23 protein-coding genes are annotated in these 23,574 nt (G+C 60.3%); 18 read left to right on the top strand and 5 right to left on the bottom strand.

The window, feature by feature from the left end:
• Positions 1-2 precede the first annotated feature (2 nt).
• The 5 genes from GVL04_RS09180 to GVL04_RS09200 are packed head-to-tail and all read left to right on the top strand — an operon-like array spanning position 3 to position 4,077.
• Positions 3-932 (top strand): DUF58 domain-containing protein, encoded by a 930-nt coding sequence (locus GVL04_RS09180; RefSeq protein WP_159702893.1) that lies wholly within the window; start codon positions 3-5, stop codon positions 930-932.
• Positions 922-1,383, top strand: a complete 462-nt coding sequence (locus GVL04_RS09185; protein ID WP_159702896.1) for a hypothetical protein — start codon at positions 922-924, stop codon at positions 1,381-1,383. Before GVL04_RS09180 ends, GVL04_RS09185 begins: the two co-directional genes overlap by 11 nt.
• Complete coding sequence (locus tag GVL04_RS09190) at positions 1,374-2,354, top strand: VWA domain-containing protein (RefSeq protein WP_159702899.1); 981 nt, start codon at positions 1,374-1,376, stop codon at positions 2,352-2,354. The genes GVL04_RS09185 and GVL04_RS09190 overlap by 10 nt, the downstream gene beginning before the upstream one ends.
• Positions 2,351-3,376, top strand: a complete 1,026-nt coding sequence (locus tag GVL04_RS09195) for a VWA domain-containing protein (RefSeq protein ID WP_200846800.1) — start codon at positions 2,351-2,353, stop codon at positions 3,374-3,376. The genes GVL04_RS09190 and GVL04_RS09195 overlap by 4 nt, the downstream gene beginning before the upstream one ends.
• The gene (locus GVL04_RS09200) at positions 3,373-4,077 is read left to right on the top strand and encodes a hypothetical protein (protein WP_159702902.1); all 705 of its coding nucleotides are present in this window, start codon (positions 3,373-3,375) and stop codon (positions 4,075-4,077) included. Before GVL04_RS09195 ends, GVL04_RS09200 begins: the two co-directional genes overlap by 4 nt.
• 153 nt (positions 4,078-4,230) lie before the next feature.
• Here the strand turns inward: GVL04_RS09200 and GVL04_RS09205 are convergent, their stop codons facing one another.
• Together GVL04_RS09205 and GVL04_RS09210 are read right to left on the bottom strand one after the other, a co-directional pair.
• The gene (locus GVL04_RS09205) at positions 4,231-4,737 is read right to left on the bottom strand and encodes a DUF2004 domain-containing protein (RefSeq protein ID WP_159702905.1); all 507 of its coding nucleotides are present in this window, start codon (positions 4,735-4,737) and stop codon (positions 4,231-4,233) included.
• Positions 4,738-4,787: 50 nt separating this feature from the next.
• Positions 4,788-5,753: a LysR family transcriptional regulator gene (locus GVL04_RS09210; RefSeq protein WP_159702908.1), complete on the bottom strand. Its 966-nt coding sequence runs from the start codon at positions 5,751-5,753 to the stop codon at positions 4,788-4,790.
• A gap of 394 nt (positions 5,754-6,147) precedes the next feature.
• Here GVL04_RS09210 and nrdH point away from each other — a divergent pair, with 394 nt between their 5' ends.
• The 5 genes from nrdH to GVL04_RS09235 all read left to right on the top strand — a co-directional run bounded on the left by nrdH (position 6,148) and on the right by GVL04_RS09235 (position 11,343).
• Entirely contained in the window at positions 6,148-6,390 is a 243-nt protein-coding gene (gene nrdH / locus GVL04_RS09215; protein WP_159702911.1) for a glutaredoxin-like protein NrdH, read from the top strand.
• A 63-nt stretch (positions 6,391-6,453) separates the two neighbouring features.
• Positions 6,454-6,924: a class Ib ribonucleoside-diphosphate reductase assembly flavoprotein NrdI gene (nrdI, locus tag GVL04_RS09220; RefSeq protein ID WP_159702914.1), complete on the top strand. Its 471-nt coding sequence runs from the start codon at positions 6,454-6,456 to the stop codon at positions 6,922-6,924.
• 11 nt (positions 6,925-6,935) lie between these two features.
• On the top strand, positions 6,936-9,077 hold the full coding sequence (gene nrdE / locus GVL04_RS09225; RefSeq protein WP_268825369.1) for a class 1b ribonucleoside-diphosphate reductase subunit alpha: 2,142 nt from the start codon (positions 6,936-6,938) through the stop codon (positions 9,075-9,077).
• Positions 9,078-9,200: 123 nt separating this feature from the next.
• Complete coding sequence (gene nrdF, locus GVL04_RS09230; protein WP_159702917.1) at positions 9,201-10,175, top strand: class 1b ribonucleoside-diphosphate reductase subunit beta; 975 nt, start codon at positions 9,201-9,203, stop codon at positions 10,173-10,175.
• A gap of 169 nt (positions 10,176-10,344) precedes the next feature.
• Positions 10,345-11,343 carry an IS481 family transposase gene (locus tag GVL04_RS09235; protein ID WP_159702920.1) on the top strand — a complete coding sequence of 333 codons (999 nt, stop codon included), beginning with the start codon at positions 10,345-10,347 and terminating at the stop codon, positions 11,341-11,343.
• A 950-nt stretch (positions 11,344-12,293) separates the two neighbouring features.
• Here GVL04_RS09235 and GVL04_RS09240 read toward each other — a convergent pair.
• A complete protein-coding gene (locus GVL04_RS09240) occupies positions 12,294-12,776 on the bottom strand; it encodes a hypothetical protein (RefSeq protein WP_235036223.1) in 483 nt (160 codons plus the stop codon).
• A 98-nt stretch (positions 12,777-12,874) separates the two neighbouring features.
• On the opposite strand from GVL04_RS09240, the gene GVL04_RS09245 reads away from it, so the two are divergent.
• Together GVL04_RS09245 and GVL04_RS09250 are read left to right on the top strand one after the other, a co-directional pair.
• Positions 12,875-13,384, top strand: a complete 510-nt coding sequence (locus tag GVL04_RS09245; RefSeq protein ID WP_159702923.1) for a hypothetical protein — start codon at positions 12,875-12,877, stop codon at positions 13,382-13,384.
• On the top strand, positions 13,377-13,712 hold the full coding sequence (locus tag GVL04_RS09250; RefSeq protein WP_159702926.1) for a hypothetical protein: 336 nt from the start codon (positions 13,377-13,379) through the stop codon (positions 13,710-13,712). The genes GVL04_RS09245 and GVL04_RS09250 overlap by 8 nt, the downstream gene beginning before the upstream one ends.
• Before the next feature lie 103 nt (positions 13,713-13,815).
• On the opposite strand, the gene GVL04_RS09255 is transcribed toward GVL04_RS09250, so the two are convergent.
• Together GVL04_RS09255 and GVL04_RS09260 are read right to left on the bottom strand one after the other, a co-directional pair.
• Positions 13,816-15,258 (bottom strand): dipeptidase, encoded by a 1,443-nt coding sequence (locus tag GVL04_RS09255; protein WP_159702929.1) that lies wholly within the window; start codon positions 15,256-15,258, stop codon positions 13,816-13,818.
• Positions 15,258-16,103 (bottom strand): hypothetical protein, encoded by an 846-nt coding sequence (locus GVL04_RS09260; protein WP_159702932.1) that lies wholly within the window; start codon positions 16,101-16,103, stop codon positions 15,258-15,260. The genes GVL04_RS09255 and GVL04_RS09260 overlap by 1 nt, the downstream gene beginning before the upstream one ends.
• Before the next feature lie 213 nt (positions 16,104-16,316).
• On the opposite strand from GVL04_RS09260, the gene GVL04_RS09265 reads away from it, so the two are divergent.
• The 6 genes from GVL04_RS09265 (at position 16,317) to GVL04_RS09290 (ending at position 23,445) form a co-directional block, all read left to right on the top strand.
• Positions 16,317-16,922, top strand: a complete 606-nt coding sequence (locus tag GVL04_RS09265) for a TetR/AcrR family transcriptional regulator (protein ID WP_159702935.1) — start codon at positions 16,317-16,319, stop codon at positions 16,920-16,922.
• A gap of 41 nt (positions 16,923-16,963) precedes the next feature.
• Positions 16,964-18,031 (top strand): low specificity L-threonine aldolase, encoded by a 1,068-nt coding sequence (locus GVL04_RS09270; protein ID WP_159702938.1) that lies wholly within the window; start codon positions 16,964-16,966, stop codon positions 18,029-18,031.
• Positions 18,032-18,120: 89 nt separating this feature from the next.
• Positions 18,121-19,728, top strand: a complete 1,608-nt coding sequence (locus GVL04_RS09275) for an ABC transporter substrate-binding protein (protein ID WP_159702941.1) — start codon at positions 18,121-18,123, stop codon at positions 19,726-19,728.
• A gap of 89 nt (positions 19,729-19,817) precedes the next feature.
• Complete coding sequence (locus tag GVL04_RS09280; RefSeq protein WP_159702944.1) at positions 19,818-20,768, top strand: ABC transporter permease; 951 nt, start codon at positions 19,818-19,820, stop codon at positions 20,766-20,768.
• Entirely contained in the window at positions 20,765-22,711 is a 1,947-nt protein-coding gene (locus GVL04_RS09285) for a dipeptide/oligopeptide/nickel ABC transporter permease/ATP-binding protein (protein WP_159702947.1), read from the top strand. Before GVL04_RS09280 ends, GVL04_RS09285 begins: the two co-directional genes overlap by 4 nt.
• Positions 22,708-23,445 carry an ABC transporter ATP-binding protein gene (locus tag GVL04_RS09290; protein ID WP_159702950.1) on the top strand — a complete coding sequence of 246 codons (738 nt, stop codon included), beginning with the start codon at positions 22,708-22,710 and terminating at the stop codon, positions 23,443-23,445. The genes GVL04_RS09285 and GVL04_RS09290 overlap by 4 nt, the downstream gene beginning before the upstream one ends.
• The last annotated feature ends 129 nt before the right edge of the window (positions 23,446-23,574 follow it).

The raw sequence follows: 23,574 nt of genomic DNA on the forward strand, positions 1-23,574 counted from the left end.
ACGTGCCCAGCTTGCTTCGCCGGGTTAAGTCGAAGATGTTCATCTTCGCCCACCGGAGGACCCTGACCCTGCTCGACGGTGAATACGGCTCCGTTTTCAAAGGCCGCAGCCTGGACTTTGATGAGCTGCGGGCCTACGTTCCCGGAGATGAAGTCAGGGATATTGACTGGAAAGCCACCGCACGGCACGGATCGCCCCTGGTCAAGCGGTATGTGGCAGTTCGCCGGCATTCGGTGCTGTTGCTCGTGGATACGGGACGGACCATGGCCGCCAAGGCCCTGTCAGGTGAATCCAAGAAGGACATCGCTGTGCAGGCAGCCGGAGTGCTGGGGTATCTGGCGTGTCGCCACGGCGACGACGTTGGCCTCCTGCACGGGAACGAGACCACGACCCGGTATCTACCTCCCCGCAGCGGCGAGGAGCAACTGGAACGGTTGCTGCAGGAGCTTGATGCGAGCGTCGCCCTGGACGGGCCGGCCAGTTCCCTCGCGGAGCAACTGGACTACGTCCTGAGATACCTGAACGGACGCCTGCTGGTTGTTGCCGTCGCGGACGAGTTCATGCCCGATGCCCGTACTGAGGGCCTCATGCGCAGGCTTCGAGCCAGGCACGAAGTCCTGTGGCTTACCGTGCGGGACGCGAACCTCACACCGGTGAAAGAAAAAGGTGTCACGAACAGTAAGGATGTGGGTACAGGGCAGGGAATTCCCGCGCCGTTGGCCGCCTCCAGCAAGATCCAAGCGGCCTATGAAGCTGCCATGGTGGAACGCGGAGAACACCGCAGCTCCCTCTTCCGCCGATTGGGCATAGCCGAGGAGCAAACCTCAGGCAGCGCGGACGTCTTGCCTGCCGTTTTCGCACTCCTTGAGAAGCACCGTTCGGGCGCGCCAACTGCCAGGGGTACCGCCGGGGGTGGCAACCGTGCAGGATGATGACGGCTTCTACGCGCCGCTTGCCTACCAGCCGCACTGGCTATGGCTTGGGCTGGTGATCTTGCTGGCCATTGGCGGCTGGTATGCCTGGATCTTCCGGCCCGCCCGCCGGAAACCACCGGCCGGACAAAGACCGCCACAGCTGGACCTGGACGCGCTGCGCTCCGCTTGCCTCACTGCCATCAACGCCACAGCAGAAGACGCCGACGCCGGACGGATGCCCGTGCGCGATGCCCACCAAAGACTCAGCTTCCTGGTAAGGGAATTCGCCGGGGCAGCCACAGGGCTACCGGTCACGTCCATGACGCTGGAAGATCTCCGCCGCCAAGGACTCGAGGATCTTGCTGAAGGAATCGCGGGCATCTACCCCAACGAATTCTCCCGTGTTCCAATCCACCCTGTGGGCCACTCAGCGGAGGCAGCGCGACAAGTGGTGATCGGATGGAACTGAGCTATTGGTGGATCCTTCCCCTCGCCGCAGCAGCGGTGGCCATCAGCGCATGGCTGTACCGCCGTCGTCGTCCTCCACAGACCCGGCCCATCGCGCACGGTGACCGCCTGACCGACCTGCCGGAATACCAACACGCACTACGCAGGTACCGCCTGCGGCTGCTGGTGGCAGTCATGCTGGGCGCTGTGTTCCTCGCCGCCACCGCTACAGCCGCCGCCAGGCCCATCCTGCGCACCACGGAACAACCGGAAAGCCGGAACCGGGACATCGTGCTCTGCCTGGACGTGTCCGGGTCCATGACCAGCACCGACGCCGCCATAACCACCGTGTTCCAGGAACTCGCCAAGGAATTCGACGGCGAAAGGATCGGCATGGTCATCTTCGACAGCAGCAGCGTGCAACTCTTTCCCCTCACGGACGACTATGACTACGCCGCCGAACAGCTGGCCGAAGCCAAGGAAGCCCTGGACAGCGGGACAGGTTCCTTCTTCGACGGCACCTGGAACGGTGCAGGCTCTTCATTGATCGGCGACGGCCTGGCGTCCTGCGTGCAGAGCTTTCCCGATGACGCAGGCGCCGCCGATGCCGAGCGCTCGCGGTCCGTGGTGCTGGCCACTGACAACTTCCTCTCCGGCGAGCCGATCTTCAGCCTGGAGGAAGCGGCAGCACTGGCCGCCGACAAAAAAGTGAAAGTCTACGCACTGAACCCCAGCGACATCGACTACGGCAACCAACCTGATGAACCCGGTGCCCAACTCAGGGCTGCCGCTGAGCGTACGGAGGGCGCCTACTTCACCGTGGACAGCGCTGAGGCCGTGCCGGGCATCGTGGGGAAAGTGCAGGACACGGAAGCTACAAGTTACCGTGCAGCTCCTCAGGCGGTGGCAGCCGATGTTCCCGACTGGCCGCTCGGGATCGCCCTGCTTGCTGGAACGGGAATGCTGGTACTCGGCTGGAGGCTGGAATCATGACCTTCGCCCCGATCATTCCGTGGCCCCTGCTGGTTCTGGCTCTCGCCGCCGCGCTGGTGTTCACTGTGCTGGCCCTGACAACGGGGAGACCGAGGAAACCGGGGCGCCCTGGACGGAGCCAACCGCCACGGAACGCGAGGCCAGCAGTGTTGCGGGGTGTCGCCGTCGTGCTGCTGATCCTCGCCATGCTCCGGCCGGGCTGGCCCGGTGGGCAGGCCAACACCGCCACCGCAGAGATGGACGTCTTCTTCGTGGTGGACACCAGTACCAGCATGGCAGCCGAAGACTACAACGGCTCCAATACCCGCCTGACGGGGGTCCAACGCGATGTGATGGCGATAGCCAGGGAGCTCGCCGGTGCCAAATTCTCCCTGATCACGTTCGACAACAAGGCCGCCGTCCGCATGCCCCTCACCCGCGATGCCACCGCGCTGCAGACCGCCATGACCACGCTCCAACCCCAAAACGCCCGATACGCCAAGGGAAGCAGTGTCACCGGTGCAGGACAACTACTCAAAGCCCGGCTTGCTGCAGCCAAGGAGCAACACCCGGGCCGGCCCGCTGTGATCTTCTACGCCGGCGATGGCGAAAACACCAGCGCCGAGCAGCCTCCGGCCCTGGACGCCGCCAACGTAGCCGGGGGAGCAGTCCTTGGATACGGCACCCCTCAGGGCGGACGCATGAAAGAAAGCCCGGATACCGATGCCGGCTACCTCAAGGACCGCAGCTCCGACACCGCGCAGGACGCCGTTTCACGCATCGATGAAGACCAGCTCCGCACCATCGCCGACCAACTCCGCCTCCCCTACGCACACCGGACCGGGACAGAGCCGCCGTCTGACATGCTCGGCAAAGCCCAGCCAGGTGCGCTCGCCATCAGCGACGCGGACACCCCCGGACGCATTGAGCTCTACTGGCTGCTCGCCCTGGCTGCCTTCCTGCTGGTACTGCACGAACCACTGCGCCACCTTGCCGCACTCCTGAACCTCCACCCTGCAGCAGCAAAGGAGCGCACACCGTGACCCACAACGCACGACGACGGCGACTCCGGCTTGCGCTGTGGTCCGCGCCAGCGGCCCTGCTGGCGCTCGCAGTTGCCGCGAAACTCCTCAGCGTGGGCGTCCTGGGTGGTGCAGCCGCGGAGTCCTACGCTGCCGGTCAGGGAAGTGACGTGGCCCGGGCTGCCTCCTGGCTGCATGCAGTCAACGTCGTTGAGCCGCACAAGGCGCCGTTCGCCTCCGGGGACGCCCACGTGCTGGCGGGTGACTTCGCTGCTGCACGGGAAGTCTTTGAGACCGCTTTGCGGCGTGGCCCCGGTGACGACGAGTGCAAAGTCCGGGTCAACCTTGTCCTGAGCATTGAGAAATTGGGGGACGCGGCAGGGGGTGGTGACGCTGCGGCCCGGCTGTTTGCGGACGGACTTGCTGCCGCGGAGGCATCGCCGCCACAATGCCGTGCTGTTGGTCCCGCGAACGCCGCGGGGGAGGGCGCCGCCCTTGACGCCGCGGAGGACCGGCTCACGAACAAAATTGCCGAGGGAAATTCCCAAAGCGGCAAGGCGCAACAGCCTTCCGGCGAATCTCCGGCCACGCCGCCCCAGGAACAGCTCAAACAGTTGGAGGAGAGCGCGCAACGAGCCCAACGGGAACGCTCGGAGGGGCAGGAACGTGGAGAATACCTGCGGAGTCCTGACGATGGACCGCGTGTGGACAGGCCGTGGTGAACCTTTCGGCGAACAAAGAGTCCCTGCGCAACCTCGTCAAGGCAACGCAGACGTTTCGCGGATCGCTGCTCGAAACCGCCAAGTAGCTCAGTAGGAACGACGGCGGCCGGTCACCATAGGTGACCGGCCGCCGTCGTGCGCTGTTCTATCTGTTTACGACTCCCAGAGAATTTCGTCGTCCACCACGCCGTCTTCGTCGGCCGCAACTACCAAGAGCTCGTCCGTGAAATGCGATCCGAGGGTGAAATCCAACACAAAGTACCGCTCCGGTTGACCGGGGTAGATGGCTACGTGGCCGAGTTTGAGGGCCTTCAGGAAGACATCGTTGGTGAGCTGGCCTTTGTCACGGACACCGAAGACCGACTCAAGCTGCTCTTCCTTGAGCTGTGAACTGTGGAAATGCAGGAATTGTTGGGGGTTGGTGCCGTCCTGGTCAAGCTCATCGGCGATCATTTCCCGGACTTGGTCCACGAGCTCCGGCAGGAAACGCAGACGGTAGTCCACCTTGCGCATGGCGGCCTCGTCAAAGTGATCGTGCGCGGTGACGTTGAGGTCCAATTCCAGCTGGTTGCCGGCCAGCTCATGTCTGGCGACGAAGCAATGCTCACGCCCGTGGTTGAGCTCGATCTCCCCAAAATGTTTGCTCGCTACCTTGCCCATGTGATCAATCTAACCCCATCAACCGGCGGGTTCCAGCACTTGGGGATAATTCACCTGCGTCGCTGGAGACCCTTGACAGGCGCGGATTTCAGGGGGTGGAGACCGCTCTTTCCCGACGTTTCCCTGAGGGTGTCGGCAAGCAGTTGTGTGAACAACTGCACTTGGGCTGTGCGCTTTTCATTGATGAGCAGGGCGAACACGTTCCGTGCCAGCCGGATGTCCGGTACGTCCAGGACCACGACGCCGGGTGGTCGGTTTCGCAGCGCCAGTTCCGGGACCAGCGAGGCACCCAGGCCGGCGGCGGTCATCTCCAGGCTCGCGTGAAAGTCGTCGCTGTAGGCCACTACCCGGGGGTGGAGGTTGCAGCTGGCAAAGAGGCGCTCAATCACCAACGCATCGCTGGTGCCGGGGTGGTGGACTATCCAGGGCATGTCCGAAAGATGGGCCGCTTCAATCTCGGCATCCTCGCGGATTTTCCATGATGCCGGCAACACCACGCGGAAGTCGTCGTCGCCGATCCACTGCCTCTCCAACGAATGCGGCCACGCCAGGCCGGATTGCCCCACTTGGTAGACCAGTGCCACATCCAGTTCGCCGCCGCTGCGCAGGCCTTGGATGGTTTGGGCGGGTTCAGCCACGGAGACACGGAGCTCAATGCCCAGCCCTTTCCACCGATCGTTCCGGAGGATCTCCGGCAACACGTAGGTGGCAAGGCTGGGGAAGATACCCAGCCTCAGTTCCTGTGCGGGGGAGTCGTTGGTTCGTGAAGCCGCAGCCATAAGGGCCTCGACGTCGGTCAGTACCTTCGATGCGTGCCGGGTCATGGTCACGGCCGCTTCCGTGGGCACGACGCTCCGCGCAGACCGTTGGAAAAGCTCGACGCCGGTATCACGCTCCAGCGCGGCCATCTGTTGAGAGACTGCCGAGGCTGTATAGCCAAGCTGGGCGGCGGCAGCAGCAAAGGAACCCAAGCGGGTTACTTCCATGAGCGTCCGGAGGTGGAGGAGATTGACCATCAGCAGATTTTAGCTGTTCGCCACGCCACATTTTCAAAGTGTCACGACACGCCGTATCCACGCGACACGCTGGAGATTAAATGTGGCTAAGTAGTCCACAGGGTGTGGATTTCATCTCCCACTTTGGCGGAATCACGGACATTTTGGGGGCCCTTGCCTGTGGACGAGCAGTGGATTGAATGACATACTTGTAATACATCATCTTGGGGTTCCGGCGAGGCGCTTGCACTACATGTAGTATCGATTTACGGATTGAGCGGGAAACCAGCACAAGACTAAATAAGCGTGTTGGCTGCCACAGCAGCCCGCGGGCCGGTATCGGATTCAGAAGTTAGTTCCGGTTGAGCCCGCCAGATACGAAGAGCGACAGACTTCAACTAAGGGGACAGGGATCATGACCGTTACGGTTTACACGAAGCCGGCCTGTGTTCAGTGCAACGCAACCTACCGGGCACTCGACAAGAAGGGCATTGCCTACCAGAGTGTCGACATCTCCCAGGATGCCGGGGCCCTTGAGCGCCTCAAGGCGCTGGGTTACATGCAGGCTCCGGTTGTCGTCACCGAGCAGGACCACTGGTCCGGATTCCGCCCGGACAAGATCGAGGAACTGGCCCAGGCCGTTTCTTCCGTGGCCTAAGTTTCCATTCATACTTCGCCACCACAGCAAACTGAGAATTCCTATGTAGTCGAGGTGACTCCCATGGCACCGCTGGCAGCGGCAAGCGTTCGCGATGCGACCGAAGCTGTCACCACCAGGAGTCACCTCATCTACTTTTCCTCGACTTCCGAGAACACCGAACGATTCGTCCGGAAACTGGGCAGGGATGCGGCTCGTATCCCGCTTTATGCCCACGACGCCCCGCTTCAAGCCCTGGAACCCTTCGTCCTTGTACTGCCCACTTATGGCGGAACAAACGGTGAAGGTTCCGTACCGAAGCAAGTCATCAGGTTTCTGAACGATCCCCGGAACAGGGAACTGATCCGCGGTGTTATCGGAGCAGGGAACACCAATTTCGCGGACAACTACTGCGCAGCGGGAGACATCATCTCCGTCAAGTGCAAGGTGCCGCATTTATATAAATTTGAGCTCATGGGGACGCCGGAAGACGTCGAGCGCGTAAACAATGGATTGGAAGAGTTTTGGACACGACTGTTGCAGAAACAGAAGTAACCGGGGGCGCTGTGGAGACGGCCAAGAAGCCACTGCCTGAGGCCTACAAGGGCTTGGGTTATCACGAACTCAACGCCATGCTGAACCTGTATGGCCCGAACGGCGAGATCCAGTTCGACGCCGATCGCGAAGCTGCGCACCAGTACTTCCTGCAGCACGTGAACAACAACACGGTGTTCTTCCACGACCTGGAAGAGAAGCTCGACTACCTGGTGAAGAACCAGTACTACGAGCGCGAAACCCTCGACCAGTACACGATGAACTTCATCCGCGACCTCTTCAACCGCGCGTACAAGAAGAAGTTCCGCTTTGAGACCTTCCTCGGCGCCTTCAAGTTCTACACGTCCTACACGCTGAAGACTTTTGATGGCAAGCGCTTCCTGGAGCGGTACGAAGACCGCGTCTGCATGGTTGCCCTCCACCTTGCCCGTGGCAACGAAGACCTCGCCAACCGTTTGGTCGACGAAATCATCGATGGCCGTTTCCAGCCGGCAACCCCAACGTTCCTCAACGCCGGTAAGGCGCAGCGTGGCGAACTCGTCTCCTGCTTCCTGCTCCGCATCGAGGACAACATGGAGTCGATTGCCCGCGCCATCAACTCCGCGCTCCAGCTGTCCAAGCGCGGCGGCGGTGTGGCCCTGTCGCTCACCAACATCCGCGAGCACGGCGCCCCGATCAAGCAGATCGAAAACCAGTCCTCCGGCGTCATTCCCGTCATGAAGCTCCTCGAAGACAGCTTCTCCTACGCCAACCAGCTCGGTGCCCGCCAGGGTGCAGGTGCCGTGTACCTGCACGCCCACCACCCGGACATCCACCGCTTCCTGGACACCAAGCGTGAGAACGCTGACGAGAAGATCCGCATCAAGACGCTCTCCTTGGGTGTTGTGGTTCCGGACATCACGTTCGAGCTCGCCAAGAAGAACGAGGACATGTACCTCTTCTCCCCGTACGACGTCGAGAAGGTCTACGGTGTTCCGTTCTCCGATATTTCGGTGACCGAGAAGTACTACGAGATGGTTGACGATTCCCGGATCAAGAAGACCAAGATCAGCGCCCGCGAATTCTTCCAGACCCTCGCGGAGATCCAGTTCGAGTCCGGCTACCCGTACATCATGTTCGAGGACACCGTGAACCGGGCCAACCCGATCGACGGCAGAATCACCATGAGCAACCTGTGCTCGGAGATCCTGCAGGTCTCCTCGCCGTCCATCTACGCCGAGGACCTCAGTTACGAGACCGTGGGTAAGGACATTTCCTGCAACCTCGGTTCCATGAACATTGCCAAGACCATGGACTCGCCGGACTTCGGACTCTCCATCGAGACCTCCATCCGCGCACTTAGCGCCGTGTCGGACATGTCTTACATCAACTCGGTGCCGTCGATCGCCCAGGGCAACGCCCAGAGCCACGCGATTGGCCTCGGACAGATGAACCTCCACGGTTACCTTGCCCGCGAGCACGTTCACTACGGTTCCGAAGAGGGCCTGGACTTCACCAACATCTACTTCTACACGGTGCTGTTCCACGCTCTGCGCGCTTCCAACCGCCTCGCTATCGAGACCGGCCAGACGTTCGGCGGCTTCGAGAAGTCCACTTACGCCAGTGGCGAGTTCTTCGACAAGTACACCGAGCAGGCATGGGTTCCGGAGACGGACCGCGTCAGCGAACTCTTCGCCGGCCACCACATCCCCACCCAGGATGACTGGCGTGAGCTGAAGGCTTCCGTCATGGAGCACGGCATTTACAACCAGAACCTGCAGGCCGTTCCGCCCACCGGTTCCATCAGCTACATCAACAACTCCACGTCCTCGATCCACCCGGTGGCCGCCAAGATCGAAATCCGCAAGGAAGGCAAGATCGGCCGCGTCTACTACCCGGCTCCGTACCTGACCAACGACAACCTGGAGTACTACCAGGATGCCTACGAAATCGGCTATGAGAAGATCATCGACACCTACGCCGCTGCCACGCAGCACGTGGACCAGGGCCTGTCCCTGACGCTGTTCTTCAAGGACACCGCCACCACGCGTGACATCAACAAGGCGCAGATCTACGCATGGCGCAAGGGCATCAAAACCCTTTACTACATCCGTCTCCGCCAGATGGCCCTCGAAGGGACCGAGGTTGAGGGCTGCGTTAGCTGTGCGCTCTAGTCAATCTTCGTTGGTTGACTAATCGCGGCCCCGGCTGCACTCAAAACTAAAGAGCACGACGGCGGGTTTCCACCCGCCGTCGTAGGCTTATCTCAAGAAAAACCATCGCTTAAAGGGGATGAAATGACCGAAAAGGTCAAGCTGCTTAGCCACGTTGAGGCCATCAACTGGAACAAGATCCAGGACGACAAAGACGTGGAAGTCTGGAACCGTCTGGTCAATAACTTCTGGCTTCCGGAGAAGGTGCCGCTGTCCAACGACGTCCAGTCGTGGCACACGCTTACGCCCGCTGAGCAGCAGCTCACCATGCGCGTTTTTACGGGCCTCACCCTGCTGGACACCATTCAGGGCACTGTCGGCGCTGTCTCGCTGATCCCGGATGCGATCACCCCGCACGAAGAAGCCGTGTACACCAACATTGCTTTCATGGAGTCGGTGCACGCCAAGTCCTACTCGTCCATCTTCTCCACCCTGTGCTCCACCAAGGAGATTGACGACGCATTCCGCTGGTCGCTCGAAAACGAGAACCTGCAGAAGAAGGCGCAAATCGTCATGGACTACTACCAGGGCGATGATCCCCTGAAGCGCAAGGTGGCCTCCACTCTCCTGGAGAGCTTCCTCTTCTACTCGGGCTTCTACCTGCCCATGTATTGGTCCTCGCGCGCCAAGCTCACGAACACGGCCGACCTCATCCGCCTCATCATCCGTGACGAGGCCGTGCACGGTTACTACATCGGCTACAAGTTCCAGAAGGGCCTGGAGAAGGTTTCCGAGGCGCGTAAGCAGGAAATCAAGGACTACACGTTCGAACTGCTCTTCGAGCTCTACGAAAACGAAGTCCAGTACACGCACGACCTCTATGACGGAGTCGGCCTGGCCGAGGACGTCAAGAAGTTCCTTCACTACAACGCCAACAAGGCCCTCATGAACCTCGGCTACGAGGCCATGTTCCCGGCTTCCGTCACCGACGTGAACCCGGCAATCCTGTCGGCCCTGTCCCCGAATGCCGACGAGAACCACGACTTCTTCTCCGGCTCGGGCTCGTCCTACGTGATTGGCAAAGCTGTCAACACGGAGGATGAGGACTGGGAGTTCTAGTAGTAGTTGAGAGATCGGAGGCTAGTTGGCGGTTGGCCGACTAGTTGTACTGCCCGGGGAGGTTGGTTGAGGCCGTGTGAGGACACGGTGTGAGATTTCCGGGATGACGAAGGCCTCCCGGTGTGGAGTGGAGCTGTCTAAGAAACCGCTGCACACCTAGGAGGCCTTCGTGTCCCACGCTAACGCAATGTTGACCCCAAAAGCCCGTTTTAAGCTCGCCCAATTGGTCGTTGAACAGCATTGGACGATCACCGAGGCAGCCAAGCACTACATGGTCTCCTGGCCCACCGCTAAACGTTGGGTCACCCGCTACCTCGAACACGGGCCCGAAGGAATGGGTGACAAGTCATCCCGTCCCCGCCGCAGCCCCAACCGGACCCCGGGGAAACTGGTCAAGCGCATCGTTGCCCTGCGATGGCGCAAGCGTCTGGGGCCGGTGCAGATCGCCGGGCGGCTGGGCATTCCGGCCTCGACCGTGCACGCCGTCCTGGTCCGCTGCCGGGTCAACCGGCTGCGGTACATCGACCGGCTCACCGGCGAACCGATCCGCCGCTACGAACACACGGCCCCGGGCGAGATGCTCCACGTTGATGTCACCAAGTTCGGGAACATCCCCGACGGCGGCGGCCACCGCTACCTTGGCAGGGTCGAAGGCGGAAAGAATTCCAGAACCTCAGCAGCACGAAGCGGCTACACCCGCTCCAGCAAACACCCCAGAAACGGCACCGCCTACGTTCACACGGTCTTGGATGACTACTCCCGTGTTGCCTACGCTGAAATCCACCACGATGAGAAGGCCGTCACTGCCATCGCCGTTCTCCAGCGGGCCGTGGCCTGGTTCGCCGGGCAGGGGATCATCACCAAACGGGTGCTCTCGGACAACGGATCCGCCTACGTCTCCAAGGCCTGGAAAGCCGCCTGCGCCGAACTGGACATCACCGCGAAACGCCCCCGCCCCTACAGGCCCCAGACCAACGGAAAAAACGAACGGTTCCACCGCACACTCAACGACGGCTGGGCTTACGCCAAGTTCAACGGCGCCGAAACAACCCGCAGGGAAGCCCTCCCCGGCTGGATTCACTACTACAATCACCACAGGCCCCACACCGCACTCGGGAACAAACCACCCGTCAGCCGGCTAAACAGCCTCCCTGAGCAGTACAACTAGTTGGTTCCGTCGATGTAACATGGCTCAGGCCTCGTTGGATAGGCCCAGGACCTTCTTCCGGAAGTCAGCCAGCCCTTCGCGGTACTTGTCCTGAATTTGTACACTCAATGCATTACCGTCTACCCGGACCACCTACCCGGAGCAACGATGAGTCGATGAAAGCGGCAAGATTTCTCGAAATGCCGCATCAGCAGAATGAGGTCTCTCAAGCTATCACCGGCCAAGCCAGTAGCTAACAACTGCCCTGAGCTTTTCCAGCATCAGACTATGGATCCACCGGCTCTTGGAACGGTGAGAGCTGAGCATGCACGCTGGCGACGGATCTCGCATGGCCAATTGACTAGATGCTCAAATCTCTGAATTGTTTGGTTCTTTGACCGCCGGGTTGCGTGCGATGTAGCTCTGGCCGCTTGCGCACCCCTGTTCCTGGGCATGGCGTGCTGTCTCTTCGGCGTCGATCAGAGTTTGGAGTGACATACTGGACGCGTACGAGTTTAGGGCCATATTGAGCGCTACCCGCGACGTCCGCTCTGCGAAGCTGCGAACACTCGTAAGAGCAGCTGTTGTGAGCGGATTGCCGTGACTCACTGCATTCCGTACCCGGCGATGGCGTCGCCGCCGCGAGCCGTGAGCTCACAGAAGGCCGAATGGTAGCTCTTCTTGTCGAAGCTAACGGTAACCATTTGGCGCCAGGAGTCAGGGAACACGCACTGTCTTCCGTTAGTCCCTCAGCCGTGGCGATTGTCGGTGCAACCAGTATCGACCGTGTCCAGGCAGCGCGAATGGGCCGTAACAGCGACATCCCCCATGCGTACTTCAACTCCAGAGAGTCCGCTCGTGAATGGCTGGCAGGGTTCGCTCGTGCGGATAACTAGGGCAGAAAGCAGGCTCACAAAGATGCCCCGGGTGTTGCCGCCCTGCTTGGCACGTCCGCTGAAACTTGGTGGGCCTTAGAACTCGATGAGGTCATCGATGGCCGAGTGCAACCAGGCGTCGAAGTCTTCGAATTCGCCACGGGCCTCCCACCCGGGGGAGGCGAAGTCGTGCACGATCGCGACCTTGCCGGTGTTCAAATCCCAGCAGGCAGTGTCGTCATTGTCCTGACGCCTGGCGAAGAAGATCAGCCTCCGGTCCGGGTAGCGCACGGCCAGGCCACGGTTGCGGTCCCGGAGCCGATCACCGGTGAGGATCCACCACGGCTCCAATTCGAACAGTTCCAGTTCCACGAGCCGCAGCAGTCCCCGCGGGTAAACGAAACCCTCAGGGAGCTCTTCAGCCGTCAACAGCAGCGGCGTCGGTGACGCATCCTCGACTTCCGCTGTGCTCGCCACTTCCACGGTGATTTCTGGTTCGACAGTGCTCGCCGTTTCTACGGTGCTCTCTGGTTCGACAGCTAGGGCAGGGGCGTGGGCCTTCTTCCGAAATAATCCCATGCTCAGAGGTAACCACAACTTGGCGCTGGTTGCCGACTGCTACATTGTTCCCGATGGGGGCGCACTGGGTACTCCCTGCACTCTTAGAGGGAATCCGTATGAGCCTTCAACTTCCGCGCCCAAGCGACTTACCTTCAGCTGCTCCGCCAACCGCGGACACGAAACAACTCCGCAGGGGACGAACCAGTGTCGGTATCGCCCTTCTTATTGTTGGTGCGTTCAATATCTACAGCATGATCTGGGCGTACTCGACCTACGGGTATCTTCTCGAAACCCTTACCGCGAGCCAAAAGAGCGAAGTCGTCGTTGCGGATGCTCTCGTTGTTCTTCTCATTCTGGCGCTGATCGGGGTGGGAATCTGGAACATTGTCGCCCGGAGAAGCACGTCGTTGGTGCCGCTCATTGCTGCTCTGGTCATCGCGGTGGTCAGCCTGGCGTCTGATCTGTTGAGCATCGTCGACACCCTCGAAGTCAATGGCAGTTTCCCGTACTTCATACTGTTCCTCCAGTTCGGCCTCATCGTGCAGACGATCCGACTCCTGCGGCTCAAACCGGACGCTACCGAACCGGACTCCGGCCGTGGGCAGGCGAGTCAGAACGTTGGATAAGGAACTGCGGGTCTTCTTCTCTACGGCACTTGGTGTCTGGGGAGGGCCGGCCAGAGCCTCCGACGTCTTCGCACGGCAGCACGGCTTTGACGACGCAGATGCCTTCACCGCATGGCGCCAGGACCTCATGGTGCAGCTGGAGGTCGGTGCGGCCCTTTCCCCGACCGAGCTCGGACGGCTAATCCGGATCGCACGCATTGCCGTCTATGACGACTACTACGGGGCAGGCCGGGAGTGGATCCACGTCACGCCTAGCAGTCAGGAGGAAGCCGAGCAACTGCTGCAGCGAGCAGGGACGGAACTGCAAGCACTCGGCAGTCAAAACTGACGCAGGAAAGCCCGCCGATGGGGGACCGGCGGGCTTCCACTTCCAAGCTATGCGTAGCGGATTCCACCATCAATTGGATTCGCTGTCAGGGTCGACTGGAAGTTCATGCGGGTTCTGCGTGGTCTTCCAGCCCTTGCGCATTGAGGCCCGCCAGCATTAGTGCCTCGGCAACGATCGCGTGCTGGAAGTCCTTGATGTCCAAGGATTCGTTGGCGCTGTGGGCCCGTGAATCAGGGTCTTCGACGCCGGTCACAAGAATTTGAACGTCAGGGTAAGCGTCAATGAGATCGGAGATGAATGGGATGGACCCTCCGATGCCCATCTCGACAGGGGTAACGCCCCAAGATTCTCCAAGGGCCCATAGTGCTATGCGGGCAGCTGGGGAGGATGTATCTGTGGAGAAAGAACACCCCTTTTCTCCCGGATGAAAGGTCACCCTGGCCCCGAAGGACGCATGCGATTCCAGGTGCTCCCTGACCGCTTCCATAGCCGCTTCGGGGTCTTGGCCGGGAGCCAGACGCATGCTGAACTTAGCCCTAGCCGCTGGAATCAGGGTGTTGGAGGCGAGGTCGACCGCCGGGACATCAATACCGATGATGGAAAGGGCCGGCTTGGTCCAGAGCCGTGAGGCGAGGCTTCCTTGTCCGGCCAGTCGAACGCCATCGAGCACGGAAGCATCAGCACGGTAGTCCTCTTCGGATAGGTCGAGGGCTATTTCGTCCCGCTGAACCAAGTTGGCGATAGCGACATTTCCTGCGTCATCGTGAAGGGTGGCAATGAGTCGAGCCAGCAGGGTGGGAGCGTCCAGAATAGGTCCTCCGTACATCCCGGAATGTACAGCGTGTTCAAGAACCCGGACCTCAAAGGTGCCATCGATGACGCCGCGCAAGCTGGTAGTGAGCGCGGGCACGCCCACTTTCCAGTTGCTGGAGTCAGCAACGACGATCACGTCTGCGCGAAGGAGCTCCCGGTTCTCGTCAAGGAACCGGCGGAAGGTAGGTGAGCCGGCTTCTTCCTCGCCTTCGAAGAAGAAAGTTACCCCCAACCCGAACTCGTCGCCAATGACTTTGGCTGCGGCGCTGTAAGCGGCTAGATGGGCGAGAACTCCCGCCTTGTCATCTGCAGCGCCGCGCCCGTAGAGGCGGCCGTCGCGTTCGTGTGCTGCAAATGGCGCTGAGTACCAGAGCGCAGAGTCTCCAGGCGGTTGTACGTCATGGTGTGCGTAAAGCAGGATGGTGGGCTTGCCTTCGCGGGAAGGGCGCCGTCCTATAACTGCAGGTCCTCCGGGTGTGCCGTCTTCCCTGTTCGAGCGAATGATCCGGACATCATCTATGCCTGCGGCCCTGACGAGTTCCGCCACAGCCTCTGCACTTCGCTCAAGCTCACGTGGGTCGAAGCTGGGCCAGGCTATCCCCGGTATGCCCACCAACTGCTTCAGTGCCGCCACCGTCGTGCTGAAGGCGCCCTCAACGGCCTCAGTGAGGTCGTTGACGCGGATTACGTTGACTTTTGGTGAGCTTGTCTTTTGAGGCGTAGCCGGTGCCATCAGTTGTTTGCTCCTTCCACTGCCCGTTGGAGTGCGTTCCCGAAGCACAGCGTGAAGTAGTCCCTGTCCGCGGGCCGGAGGCGATCCAGGGAAAGGTATGGGTTCAGGTCTTCGAGTTCAACCAGGAGGAGACGCCCGTCCGGCAAGCGGCAGGCGTCGATGCGCTGTACGCCCCGTGGCATGGAGTTCCACTCGAGGAAGGTGCGGGCGAACCTGATGTCCGAAGCAGAGGGGGTGAAGGGCTGCATACTCCAACGGCGGTCGGTGTCCGGTGCCCACATGGCGTACACGAGTTCATCGTCGACAAAGTAGAAGGAGACCTCATGATCGAATCTGACCCATGGCTGGACAAGCCAGGATCCTGCCAAGTCAGGACTCAATGCGGACAGTTCTTTGAGCGGTACTACGTCCATGCCGATGGAATCGGCCCCATCTTTCGGTTTGACGACATAGCGCGCGACGCGGGGCAGGGACTCAATCTCGTCCGGGTGGTCCACGGTGGGGATGACGGGCATTTTTTGCTTGGTCATCTCAATCAGGTATTCCTTGCCGGCCATGTCGCCCCGACCCACGAGGGGGTTGTACACATTCCAGGATTCGTTGTGGGCGGTCTCCAAGAAGTCGGCCCACAGCGTCCGGTAGTTCAGGACGGGCCCGCTATTGCGGATAACCACTAGGTCGTGGTCGTGCTTTGACTTCGTCGCCGCTTGCGGGGTGCAGGCTTCGATCTCGAAGCGGTCGCTAAGGGAATCGATGAGTCTTCTGTCCTCTCCGCCATAGTCCCTTCCCGGTGACTCGTAGGAGAAATCTGTGACGAAGAGGATTTTAGGGTGTGCGCGTGGCATGTGATCTCCGATGAATGAGTGGATAGGCCATCACATCTGGTCCTTCCAGCCAGGAAGGAACTAGTTCGGCTTCGATGAGCATAAGTGATGTCGTCTTCAAAACTTAAGACTTGACAAGTTTCTTTGCGTCCTACATTCTTGAGGAACTTCAGAATGTTTCCTAGATCACATGGAGGGCCTGAGATGTTGCCGTCGACAGAAACCGACAAGGACATGACCGAGATGGGCCTGCGCCAACGTAAGGCAGAGCGGACGCGGCAGGCCATTCTCAATGCGGCGTGGCTGCTGTTCACCCGTGACGGTGTGGCCGCAACATCCATCCGGTCAGTTGCAGAACTGGCGGAGGTTTCGGAAGTGACCCTCTACACCTACTTCGGAAGTCGCCAGCTGCTGGTAGACGAAGTGATGTCCAAGCATGCGTCGATGGACCGCATCCTGGCCGCGATCGCCGAGCGACCCGCTTCCGAGGGGCCGATCGAGGTACTTCGCGCTATAAGCCAGCATCAGGGTGACATGCCGGATGACCAGTTCCAGGTGTCGGTCAGGATCATGAACCTGATCAACAATGACCCGGTGATGAGAGGTGCCTATCAGCGTCTTCTCGGTGGCTACATCGAACAACAGGTCGACTCGCTTGCCGAACGTGCCGAAGCGATCGGAATGAGCCGCCGCGAACTCAAGATGCTGTGCTATGCCTTCAGCGGGATGGTTGATGCTCTTTCAGAAGAGCCAGAAGCAGTGGCTTCAGCCAAGGCTTGGGCGGACGCTACGGACGAGGTGCTGCTAATGCTTGAACGAGGCTGGGGTCGAACACCGTGATCCCGGTTGAACCTGTAGCTTCGGTCAGGCGCTCCCTGTACATGGGGGCATCCCCCGGCCGCCGGCCGCACCTGATTTTGCAGCACTTGTCCTCCATCGTCACTGAAGAGACCCCAGCGTTTGGAAAGGGAAACCTCGTCGCGGTCCTTGAGGAATACGTAGCAAACCTCCTAGGCAAGGAAGCAGCACTCTTTCTTCCCACCGGCAAGATGGCCCAGCAGATCGCCTTGCGGCTGAACGCCGACGAAACCGGACGCAAAAGCTTCGCAGCGCATCCGACAGCCCACCCTGTTAATTACGAACTGGACGGATATTCGGAAGTTCACGGGTTGGAATTTCTGCCCTTGTGCGATGCGCGGAATGTCCCGACTCGTGATGATGTCGAAGCAGTGGCATCCAAAGTCGGAACAGTGATGTGGGAGATGCCACTGAGGGAACTTGGCGGCCTGCTCCCAGCGTGGGCAGACATCATTGACCAATCGGATTCCGCCCGTAGAGGTGGTGCACGCACTCACATGGACGGCGCCCGGCTCTGGGAAGCCCAAACCTTCTATGAAACTTCGTTCAAAGACATTGCCGAGCCTTTCGACAGTGTCTATGTCTCCCTTTACAAATCCTTGGAGTCACCCAGAGGAGCGGTCCTTGCCGGCAGCCAGGACTTCATCGCTCGGGCGTTCAAATGGGCTATCCGGCTCGGAGGCGAATCAATCGGTAACTGGCCGCTCGCAGCGGCAGGTCTCTACGGACTGAAGCACGTCCTGCCGGAAATGGCCGAATTCAAACAACAGGCTCTCCGGATCGCCGAATCGCTGAAACTATACGGCATTAATACAGTCCCGGCCCCACCGCAGACTCCTTTCTTCTTCGTCGAACTGCCTGTCCCTGCCGAGGCCGCGGCCCGTGCCCATGCCCAGCTTGCACAAGAAACCGGGCTGGAGCTTTTCAGATTCCTCAGACCCGAACCCGACGGCCAGAGGTGCACCTTTGAGGTTTCGGTCGGCCCGGCCGCCATGGAATTAGGGGCCGAGGAAATTGCAGAGGCTGTGGCCCGGGTGATCGGCAAGGCCGCCTTCGAACCAGCGGTCCCTAGTGAGCTCCTCAATTCCTGAAAAAACTCAAATCCCATCGGCGTGTACATCGGTGTACGACGCTGTGAATCGCGGACCCGAAAACGGTGCGCCCAAGTGAAGGACCAAACATGACCAACCCCAACATTGATCTAGCGTTGCGGAAACCCCAAGGCGACGCCACTCGACGGCTGAAGCAGGCATCCGTTGTCGGTCTCGCCGCGACAGTTCTGGTGCTCGCCGGATGCTCGGCCGGCGGCAGTGGACCGACCGAGTCGGTAAAACATGAGCAATACACCTTCGGGGTCCCGGTCGATCTGCCCTCCTTCGACCCGTACGCCAGCAACGCTGGAAGCGGCGAAATGTCCTTCCTGTCCTTCCTGGCATACGACTCCCTTGTTACTCAGAATCGTGACGGAAAGATCGTTTCCGGCCTGGCTGAGAAGTGGTCCACTGACCCGCACACGACAACATTCGTTCTACGGCCCAACATCACCTGTTCGGACGGTTCGGCATTGACACCGGCGCAGGTCGCCGATGCCTTGAACTTTGTTGGAGACCCCAAGAACCTCACGCCGTACTACATGCCCGTTCCCTACAAGGCATCCGGTGAAGATTCAACGAGAACCGTCACCGTGACCACTGAACAGCCATTCGGTCTGATGCTGGACACCCTCTCGACCGTGCCGATCGTTTGTTCCCCCGGGCTCAAGGACCGCGAAGCCCTCGCGACCAAATCCATCGGAACCGGGCCTTGGGTGCTGAACGCCTCCGACCAAACCACCTACACATTCGCTCCACGCGAAGGCTACGATTGGGGTCCCGACGGCGCTAAGCTCGAAGGCGGAATCCCCGAGAAGCTGGTCCTCAAGGAGGTCACCAACTTCACCACAGCCGCTTCGCAGATCCTCTCCGGAGATCTCAACGGGGCACGCATCAACGGCCCGGACGTCTCACGGTTGACCGCGGCCAAGCTTCCCTTGTCCACCGTGCCTTATCAAAAGGCCGCGTTGATGTTCAACCACCGCCCGGACCGCGTGACCTCCGATCCCGCCGTGCGTCGCGCACTCTACCAAGCTATTGACGCCTCCTCCGTAGCTCAGGTCATCGATGGCCAAAAGGCTAAAGGCCTGAGGGCTGGAGAACCGCTTTCATGCCCGGGTGCCTCGGTGGAATCCGAACTGCCCGGCTTCGACGCCGAAGGTGCAGGCAAGGCACTGGATGCTGCAGGCTGGAGCAAAGGCTCCGACGGCATCCGACAGAAAGACGGGCAGAAACTGACCGTCACCGTGTACTTCCAGAGTGACGACAACGTCCTTGAACTGGTGCAGAAATATTGGAGCGAGATTGGTGTTGATGCTCAGCTGCACAGGACCACATCGCAGGAAGCACAAGACATTTACTCCAAGGGAACAGGTGACTGGGACGCCAGCTACGGTGGTTTCGTTCTGCCGCTGCCCGCCTCCATGCAGCCCTACCTCTCCGGGGACCTCCCCCCGGCCGGCTTCAACTACGCGGCGGTGACCAACCAGGACTATGACCGGCTCGCAGCTGATGCCGGTGCCCAGGTCGGAGAGGCCGGATGTGAAACATGGGTCAAGGCAGAAAACGCCGTTCTTAAGCAGGCAGACTTCACACCCATAGCAGACGGAAAGATCAACGTCTTCGCAAGCAAGGACGCCAACGCTGAAGCAACTAGCCTCCGCATCCCCGTACCGACGAGCCTGACCTTCAAATAATGAACAAATCAGCAATAAAGAGTCAGCCCTCCACCCAGAAGGGGTGGGGGGCCCGGCGCTCGACCGAAACAACTTTGAGCTCAAGACTGATGATGCGCCGGATAGGGCGCAGGCTCCTGGGCTTCGCGGGCGGCATTTGGCTGCTGCTGACCCTGGGGTTCCTGATGATGCATCTCGTCCCGGGCGATCCTGTGAGAGCTGCCCTCGGCAAGGGCGCCTCGGAAGAGATGGTCCGCCAGCAACGCGAAGCACTCGGCCTTGAAGACCCCCTTATAGTCCAGTACGTCCGCTTCATCTCTGACGCTGTCAGGGGCGAGTTCGGAACATCACTGTTCACCGGACAAAAGGTCACCGACGCCATCAGCGAGCAGTTCGGTGCCTCCCTTCAACTGGCCCTGTTGTCCTTCGTTGTGGTGATCCTGATCGCCATACCCCTGGGAGTGGTCTCAGCGGCTTTGACCAAGGGAGGACGCCGACGCCACTTCGAGCTGGGATTCACGACCAGCACGGTGGTGATTGCAACAGTTCCTTCGTTCATCCTGGCTCAGGTCCTCGTCTACGTTTTTGCAGTCCAGCTGCAGTGGCTGCCGATCGCGGGCAACGATGGCTGGGAGTCACTGATCCTCCCGGTCATCTCCTTGTCGGTGGCACCGGCAGCAATTCTGGCCCGCATCGTCCGTGTCGAAGTCCTCGCAGTCCTCGGAGAGGACTTCATCCGGACTGCACGCGCCAAACGCATGCCGGGCATGTGGATATACCTCCGTGAAGCTTTGCCGAATGCCATGACCGCAACCTTGACCATCGCGGGTTTGATGCTCGCAGGTCTCATTGCAGGAACCGTCCTTGTGGAGAGCGTCTTCTCATGGCCGGGAATGGGTACATCAATGGTGACCTCCATCCGCCAGAAGGACTACCCCATGGTCCAGGGCATGATCATCGTTTACGGGCTGGGAGTCATGATCACGAACGTCGTCGTTGACATTGTCCTCTCAGCCATTGATCCTCGTACGGCGCTTAGACGCCAGGAGTCAGGGAAATGAAGAGTTCCAAGAACACGTGGTCGGCGGTTTTCACCCGACCTGTAGGCATCGTCGGACTTGTATTGGTCTTTGCCTTGGTCGTTATAGCTGTCATTGGTCCCTTCGTGTGGGGCGAGGCAGCGACGGCAACGAACACCGGCAACATCAATGCACCTGACTCGGGGGAGTATCTGTTTGGCACCGACTCCCTTGGTAGGGACATCTTCGCCCGCGTCATGGTGGCCACCCGACTTTCTCTGGTCTTGGCTCTGGTAGCTACATTGATCGGGCTCGTCATAGGCCTTGTCATAGGATCGGCACGTATCCTTTTCGGCCCCATCGGCGGCAGGATAGCTGACGTCATCATCAACGTGACCAACGCCTTTCCCAGCCTCCTGATGATTCTGTTCTTTGCCGCCGTCTTCGGGGTGAGTACCATCGGAGCGGTGATGGCGCTGGCCCTCTCCACCGCCCCGACATTCGCCCGCCTGACCTGGACGCTGACAGCATCCGTTGAAAAGCTCGAATACGTTGACGCCGCCAAGGTCAGCGGAGTCAGCCGGCCCAAGATTCTGATGCGCCACGTCCTTCCAAACGTCGCTGAAGCACTCATTCTGAATGCAACCCTCTCTGCAGGTACAGCGCTTCTTGCTTTCGGCGGGCTGTCATTCCTGGGCATCGGCATCCAACCTCCGGAGTTCGACTTCGGCCGGCTGCTGAACGAAGGCTTCTCGCAGTTCTACGTCAACCCTGTAGCCGTCCTTGGGCCGGCCGCCGCGGTTGTGCTGGCCGGCTTGGGATTCAACCTCTTAGGGGAGGCCATCGCCCACTCTGTCAGCCAGCGGGGAGAAGGAGCTGCCGCCCCCAAACGCCCCGCCAAACGGTCTGCTGAGGTGACTCGTCTGCTTCAGGCCAAGCGCAAGGACGCCGACGTTCTGGTAGTCGAAGATCTGAAAGTAAGCTTCGGTGCCCGCGGGGCGTCGGTAACTCCGGTACGGGGCGTCGACATTCGCCTCGGAGCCGGACAACGCGTCGGCATCGTCGGTGAATCTGGTTCCGGCAAGTCCCTGACCGCGCTGGCCATCGCCGATTTGATCGAAGCCCCGGGTCGAGTCGACGTCGCACGACGGGAGTTCTCCGGCCACGAACTGGACCAGATGCCGGCTGCTGAGCGTGACACCTTGCTGGGTAAGTCGCTCTCGGTCGTATTCCAGAACCCGATGACTTCCTTCAACCCCATTCGCCGGATCGGGCCGCAACTCGGTGACGGTATTCGCCGGCACATGGGAGCAAGCAAAGAGGAAGCCCACCGACGTGCCGTTCGGCGTCTCGAAGAAGTGGGTATCAAGCAAGCCGAAGAGAGGCTTCAGAAATACCCATTCGAGTTCTCCGGTGGTATGCAGCAGCGCGCCATGATTGCCATGGGAACCATGGGCCGGCCTCGTCTGATCATCGCCGATGAACCGACAACCGCCCTGGACGTCACGACCCAGTCGCGGGTGCTGCGTCTGCTGAAGGACCTGTCCGAACGTGAGAACGCAGCTCTGTTGCTGATTTCCCACGACATCGCCGTGATCGGCAAAATCACCGATCGGGTTCTAGTCATGTACGCGGGCAAGGTCATTGAGGATCTTCCCTCAGAAGATCTGGCAGCGAAGTCCGTGCATCCTTACACGAGGGCGCTGCTGTCTGCCCTACCTGACCTGGACACCGATCGGGATCAACCATTGACCGTTATCCCTGGACGGGCACCGGCTCCTGCAGAGATTGGAAAAGGTTGCCCGTTTGCGCCGCGATGCGATTTCGCAACCGACAAATGCCGTGAACAAGAACCCGAGCTTCTGCCGGCCGGGCCTGTCCATACTGCCGCTTGCTGGCATCCGGTGTCGGCGAATCAAGCTACGCTTCCGCCATCGAGGGCATCGTTGCTTCCGATGATTGACAACGAGGAGATGATCAAATGAACGCACTCGAGTTCCGTGACGTCACGGTCGCTTACGGATCCCACGTCGTCGTCGACTCGTTGAGCTTGACGGTCCCGGCCGGCAAGATCATTGGCCTTGTCGGTGAATCGGGGTGTGGAAAATCAACGCTCGGAAGGGCCGCGGTTGGGTTGGTGCCAGTAGCCGGGGGAAGCATCACCCTCGGTGGCAAACCGATCCGAAACGGGTCCCTGCACGGTCTCCAAATGGTGTTCCAGGACCCTTACGCCTCTTTTGATCCGAGAATGAGCATCGGGCGCAGTGTTGCTGAGGCTTTGCCCCAGGGCGGAGGCCTCAGCAAGGCTCAACGGCAGCAACGGGTCGAACAACTGCTCGAACAGGTCTCAATTGACCCTGCCAGGCATGGAGAACGCCCAGGACAGCTCTCAGGAGGTCAACGACAGCGGGTAGGAATAGCCCGCGCCCTCGCGGCCGAGCCATCAGTCATCGTTGCCGATGAAATCACCTCTGCCCTTGACGCATCAGTCCAAGGAGCAGTGCTGAACTTGGTCCGGAACCTGCAGACAACATTGAGTGTCGGGATGCTGTTCATCTCGCACAACATGGCGGCCGTCCGTTATGTTAGCGACGAAATAGCAGTGATGCATGAAGGAAAGATCGTTGAGATGGGTCCAGGAGACAGGGTCGTGCACGCACCCGAACATCCCTACACCAGGACCCTCCTCGACGCTGCACGTCTTGAGCTGCAAGCCTGAGCCAACCGGACCTCCAACCCCGTCCACGGCGCCGGGCAGACGCAGGGGAAACGTGGCCGGTACGGCTGCGGCCAGAAACGAGTAGCAGGAGCTTGGCCGGACATGTACTCCTGAGAGACGGTAACCCAT

This window comes from Arthrobacter sp. 18067 (genome assembly GCF_902706295.1).
GTDB lineage: Bacteria > Actinomycetota > Actinomycetes > Actinomycetales > Micrococcaceae > Arthrobacter.